At 57.6% G+C, this 4,625-nt stretch carries 7 protein-coding genes; 2 read left to right on the top strand and 5 right to left on the bottom strand.

Annotated elements, in window-relative coordinates; all coding sequences use genetic code 11:
• Positions 1-35: 35 nt before the first annotated feature.
• The 4 genes from gatC to NCN04_RS08080 all read right to left on the bottom strand — a co-directional run bounded on the left by gatC (position 36) and on the right by NCN04_RS08080 (position 2,118).
• Positions 36-329, bottom strand: coding sequence for an Asp-tRNA(Asn)/Glu-tRNA(Gln) amidotransferase subunit GatC (gatC, locus tag NCN04_RS08095; RefSeq protein ID WP_048347837.1), 294 nt, complete (start codon positions 327-329; stop codon positions 36-38).
• A complete protein-coding gene (locus NCN04_RS08090) occupies positions 326-1,114 on the bottom strand; it encodes a creatininase family protein (protein WP_011618313.1) in 789 nt (262 codons plus the stop codon). Before NCN04_RS08090 ends, gatC begins: the two co-directional genes overlap by 4 nt.
• 41 nt (positions 1,115-1,155) lie before the next feature.
• Positions 1,156-1,299, bottom strand: a complete 144-nt coding sequence (locus NCN04_RS08085; RefSeq protein ID WP_006853653.1) for a DUF8629 family protein — start codon at positions 1,297-1,299, stop codon at positions 1,156-1,158.
• A gap of 87 nt (positions 1,300-1,386) precedes the next feature.
• Positions 1,387-2,118, bottom strand: coding sequence for a queuosine precursor transporter (locus NCN04_RS08080; protein ID WP_250395746.1), 732 nt, complete (start codon positions 2,116-2,118; stop codon positions 1,387-1,389).
• A gap of 127 nt (positions 2,119-2,245) precedes the next feature.
• Between NCN04_RS08080 and NCN04_RS08075 the strand changes: the two genes are divergently transcribed.
• Together NCN04_RS08075 and NCN04_RS08070 are read left to right on the top strand one after the other, a co-directional pair.
• On the top strand, positions 2,246-2,908 hold the full coding sequence (locus tag NCN04_RS08075; protein ID WP_250395745.1) for a DNA-3-methyladenine glycosylase: 663 nt from the start codon (positions 2,246-2,248) through the stop codon (positions 2,906-2,908).
• Positions 2,905-3,954 (top strand): aspartate carbamoyltransferase catalytic subunit, encoded by a 1,050-nt coding sequence (locus tag NCN04_RS08070; protein ID WP_250395744.1) that lies wholly within the window; start codon positions 2,905-2,907, stop codon positions 3,952-3,954. Before NCN04_RS08075 ends, NCN04_RS08070 begins: the two co-directional genes overlap by 4 nt.
• Here NCN04_RS08070 and NCN04_RS08065 read toward each other — a convergent pair.
• The coding region (locus NCN04_RS08065; protein WP_250395743.1) for an NAD(P)/FAD-dependent oxidoreductase at positions 3,894-4,625 on the bottom strand (732 nt) is incomplete at its 5' end. The genes NCN04_RS08070 and NCN04_RS08065 overlap by 61 nt on opposite strands.

Raw genomic sequence — 4,625 nt, 5'->3', positions numbered from 1 at the left:
TTACGTTGGCGTGCCGGCTAGGGATTGCTTGTGGCCTAGTCCGCAAGGATTTTGGGAACGCGGAAGAAATCGCCTTCGCGTTGGGGGGCTTGATCTAAGAGGTCCTGCCTTACATCTGTTGCGACAACAGTGTCCTCACGCGTTGCATTGATCACTTCCACCGCACGTGTAGTGGGTAAAACGCCTTCGGTGTCCACGGCTTGAAGCTGATCCACGTAATCGAGAATTCGCTCAAGCTGCCCTGTATAGGTGGCGATGGTGTCTTCAGGGAGGTCAAGGCGGGCAAGTTGGGCCACCTTGCGTACGTCGTCGGCGGTGATCTTGCTCATGCAGCGGAGAGAAAGGTTTCAAGATCTTCGCGCAGTGCCGTGGCTGCTGTATCCAGTAACTCTGCTCCGTGTTCTGGCTTGGCCAGATAGGGGTCAGAGCCCATGCGGCCATCGGGATAGCGTCGCCGAAAATCGGCTGGGCCGTGAATCGCTCCGCATGGGGCGGCTTCAGGTAAGGGCCTTTGTTTGGTCACCAGGCTGTCGTGAAGGTGGAGGGTAACGGCGATTTCGCTTGGGGTGGCATGTTGGCCTTCGCGATTGCCATAGAGCTCTCGGGCTTGGCGCATCACAGCCCCTGCCATAAACCAGTTAGAGAGTCTGCAGCGCAGTTTGGGTGCTACCGGTAGTCCTCTGCTGGCGGCGGTTCCATAGGCCTGGGCAAAGGCTGCTTTGGTGGTGGCCATGTTGCCTCCGTGGCCATTCACCACAAAGATTCGCTCGAATCCATGGGTGGCCAAGGACAACACAAGGTCATGCATGACCGCCATCAGGGTGGCTGGCTGAAGACTCATCGTACCCGCGAAGCCGAGATGGTGTTCGGCCATGCCATAGGCCTGAGCTGGCGTAACCAGCACTCCGCTGCGACGACCTAGCTCCAACGCCACAGCTTCTGCTGTGAGGGCGTCAGTCCCAATCGCACCCGTGGGTCCATGTTGTTCTGTGGAACCTAAGGGGATGATGATTCCTTTGCAGCCTTTCAGATAGGCCTCAACATCGGGCCAACTCTGGAGAGCCAAACGAATGGCTTCGGTGTTGGCTGCTGGGCCAGGCAGGGTGGCGTTCATGCCATCTCAATCAGTGGCTTGATGATCGCTCAGCTCGCGCCTTAGTGCGCTGTGCCGTTGCCGTCGTACTTGTCGGTGTTGTAGTAGCCCCCTCTGGTCCCGAAGTAAAAGGTGGCAATCACGAACAGTCCGCTGCCAAAGACCAAGACGGTCCCGAGATTGAAGCCGGATAGGGCGGCGTCCATGGTTGCAAGGTCAGTGCACCAATCATGCCAAGGACTTGCAAACTGAGCTTTCTCGGTGCGCTGATCGTCACCGGAGTGGCGCAGATCTCACGGAATAATCTCCTTTCCGTCTCCTTGAATCTCCAACCAATCGCGTAACCAGGCGGTGAGCCAGATGAACGGAAGGGTGTCAGCAAACGCCGCGAGGGCTTTAAACAAATATCCACTGGCGATGAACGCTCCCAGCTGAGGAAGAACCGCTTCACCGGCGCGAATGGGTAAAACATGAGTGGCGTAGTGGCTGATCAACACCACCGCACTGGTGTCCACCAATTGACTCACCAAGGTGGATCCGTTATTTCGAAGCCAGAGGGCCTTGCCATTCGTGCGTTCCTTCCAAAAGTGAAACAACCGCACGTCCACGAATTGGGCGGTGAGGTAAGCCACCATCGATGCTCCGACGGACCCAAAGGCCAGGCGTTGAATCTCAAAAAATGTGGATTCAGGGGCGCCGTTCAGGCCTGGCATCACACCTCCGACCCACAGAATTAAAACCACCCATCCATTGAGTAGGAGACCCACCCACACAACTTGCGTGGCCCTTTCCTCTCCCCACAGCTCACTAATAAGATCGGTGCAGAGAAAGGTGACGGGATAGGGGAGGGCCCCAACGGCCACCACGATTGGCCATGATCCAATCTGCCCGAGGGCTAGGAATCGTGTCAGGCCAAGGATGTTGAGCATCCCCAGGGTGCCAAGAAAGAGCCCGGCCAGCACAAGAAATACCAGGTCTCGCCTGGCTTTGATTTGGTTTGTGGTGATTGTGGATGATGCCGACATGGGGTTCGTCGTTCATCGTTTGCGTCTTGACAGTCTGGTCATTCGGGTTGTGTTGACATGCCATCTGGAATGGCGCGGCTGGATTGCCTTGTCTTGATGACAATGCATAGAGCTGAGTGGTTGAACCATGGATCATCGCTCCAGCGACTTGTTGAGCCATCCAGCCCACCACCCAAGATTTTCAGCCCTCCCTCAAGTCTTTTTCTGCCGCCCTGCGGAGGTCGTTGGACCTGACTTGATTGGGTGTTTGATCGTGAAACGCCAAGACAACGGCAGCCTGCTTTGGGGCGTGATCGTGGAAACAGAGGCTTATTCCCAGGACGACCCCGCCTGCCATGGCTACCGCCGCCGTTCACCGCAAAACGAAACCCTCTTCGGTGAGCCAGGGCGGTTTTATGTGTATGTGAGCTATGGGATTCACCACTGCGTGAATGTGGTGACCGATCGCAGTGATTGGGCCAATGGGGTGTTGCTTCGCGCTGTTGCGATGCCTGGCGAGCCGGAGCGAGTGGCGGCTGGTCCAGGTTTGTTAGCAAGGCGGTTCGGTCTCAACAGAACGCATGACAGCCAAGCCGTCTGTGGCGAGAATGAATTGTGGTTGGCCTCCCGGCCCTCCGTTCTCACTGTCCCTGAGCTTGTGACCACCACGCGGATCGGAATCTCTCAGGCACAGGATTTGCCCTGGCGTTGGTACCTGAAGGACTCCCGCAGCGTGAGCCGGCGTGCCCGAGGTGATCGGATGCCTGCTTTGAGTCAGGCCTTCATTCCAACTCTGGAGTGGAAGCGATGAATGGCTGGTCCCATCGACATGTGCTCGACTTAGCTGCATTTTCTCGTGACGACTACGCCACGGTGCTGGAACTTGCCCATCGTTTTCGTTCGATGCCGGTGACGGGCGCTCGCAAACTCCCGGCCTTGCAAGGGCGATTGGTTGCCACCTTATTTTTTGAGCCCAGCACGCGTACGCGCAGCAGCTTTGAGTTGGCCGCCAAGCGGTTGTCTGCTGATGTGCAGAGTTTTTCTCCCTCCAGCAGTTCCCTCAGCAAAGGCGAATCCCTGCTCGACACAGCGCGCACTTATGTCGCGATGGGGGCTGATGTGTTGGTGATCCGCCATCGCTGCACGGATGTACCCGCCCAGTTGGCCTCTGAGTTGGATCAAGCCGGAGAGCGCACCGTCGTGCTGAATGGTGGTGATGGTCAGCACAGCCACCCCAGCCAGGGTTTGCTCGACCTTTACACGCTTGCTCACCATTTCGATCCCCGCCACTCTCAACTTGAGGCGTTGCAGGGCAAGCGCATTGTGATTGTTGGCGACGTGGTGCATTCCCGCGTGGCACGCTCCAACCTCTGGGCGTTAAGTGCATGTGGCGCGGATTTGGTGCTTTGCGGGCCGCCCAGTCTTGTGCCCGATGCCTTTGCGGCTTTTTTGGATGCTCCGCCTCCCGGGCAGGCTTCAGATCCTGTCCGGGAGCGTGGAACGGTGCAGATCAGCCGCTCCTTGGATGACTGTCTGTCTGGCGCGGACGCGGTGATGACGTTGCGCTTACAAAAAGAACGCATGACCGATCATCTGCTCACGAATCTTGATCGCTATCACCGCGATTTTGGGCTCACCCATGAGCGGTTGCGACGCTGTGCTTTCTCAGGCCCCGTGCTCCATCCAGGCCCTGTCAATCGTGGAGTTGAAATGAGCGGTGGCCTCTTGGACGACCGCTCGATTTGTTTGGTTGAGGATCAGGTGCGCAACGGGATCCCTATCCGCATGGCGCTGCTTTATTTGATGGCAGCGTCTGATCCTGTGGCGGATTCGTCGCGGGCCTCAGCGCCATCCTGAGCAGAAACACCGGAGACGGAATTGGCGTAGTAATTCATGGCTGCTTTGAGAGCTGCATCTGGAGCGGCAATTGAGGGCCCTTTCCCGCTGTTCATGGGGAAGGGCGCGTCTGCGGAGTCGAGACCGATGTGCTGACTTGGCATGCCTGTGAGCAGCATCGATGAGCGTTGCTGCGACAGAACAGCAAACATCCACTTGATCAGCAAGGACCAGCGATTTTCTCGATCGGGCATGAAGGCCAGGTGTGCGGCAGCCCAAACAGCCCAGCCTGGACTTCCACTGAATTTGAAGCCGCGTAGATCGGCAACAGCAGCAACACGATCCAGCACGGCCATGCTGCCGAAATCAAACCATTTGAAATTCGGACGGTTCCCTCCGCTCAGGATCGCGGCAATGTCTTTGCCGACGAAGCCACCAGCTTGGGTCGCTGGTCCTGCCATCCCGGGCAGTGGATTGCCCGTGGACGTGTGCTTATAGCTGCAGAGATCGCCAACCACCCGAATCTCTGGATGGTCTTTCACGCTGAAGTCGGGTTCAACGATCCCCCTCCCGCCACGATCCAATTCACAATCGATCGAGCCTGCCAGGGTCTTGCCCAGGTGAGATGGTCGGACCCCGGCAGTCCAAATCACGGTTGCGGCTTGAATTGTTTGTTCGCCATCTGGAGTGCC

It is taken from the genome of Synechococcus sp. MU1655 (assembly GCF_023630655.1).
Taxonomy (GTDB): Bacteria; Cyanobacteriota; Cyanobacteriia; order PCC-6307; family Cyanobiaceae; genus Synechococcus_C.
Note: the sequence above shows the minus strand (reverse complement) of the source record. Positions and strands in the feature narration are given on the sequence as shown.

Coding starts and splice junctions, on each gene's coding strand:
- NCN04_RS08090 (WP_011618313.1), bottom strand. CDS start 1,114: ATGAACGCCACCCTGCCTGGCCCAGCAGCCAACACCGAAGCCATTCGT.
- NCN04_RS08085 (WP_006853653.1), bottom strand. CDS start 1,299: ATGGACGCCGCCCTATCCGGCTTCAATCTCGGGACCGTCTTGGTCTTT.
- gatC (WP_048347837.1), bottom strand. CDS start 329: ATGAGCAAGATCACCGCCGACGACGTACGCAAGGTGGCCCAACTTGCC.
- NCN04_RS08080 (WP_250395746.1), bottom strand. CDS start 2,118: ATGTCGGCATCATCCACAATCACCACAAACCAAATCAAAGCCAGGCGA.
- NCN04_RS08070 (WP_250395744.1), top strand. CDS start 2,905: ATGAATGGCTGGTCCCATCGACATGTGCTCGACTTAGCTGCATTTTCT.
- NCN04_RS08075 (WP_250395745.1), top strand. CDS start 2,246: ATGGATCATCGCTCCAGCGACTTGTTGAGCCATCCAGCCCACCACCCA.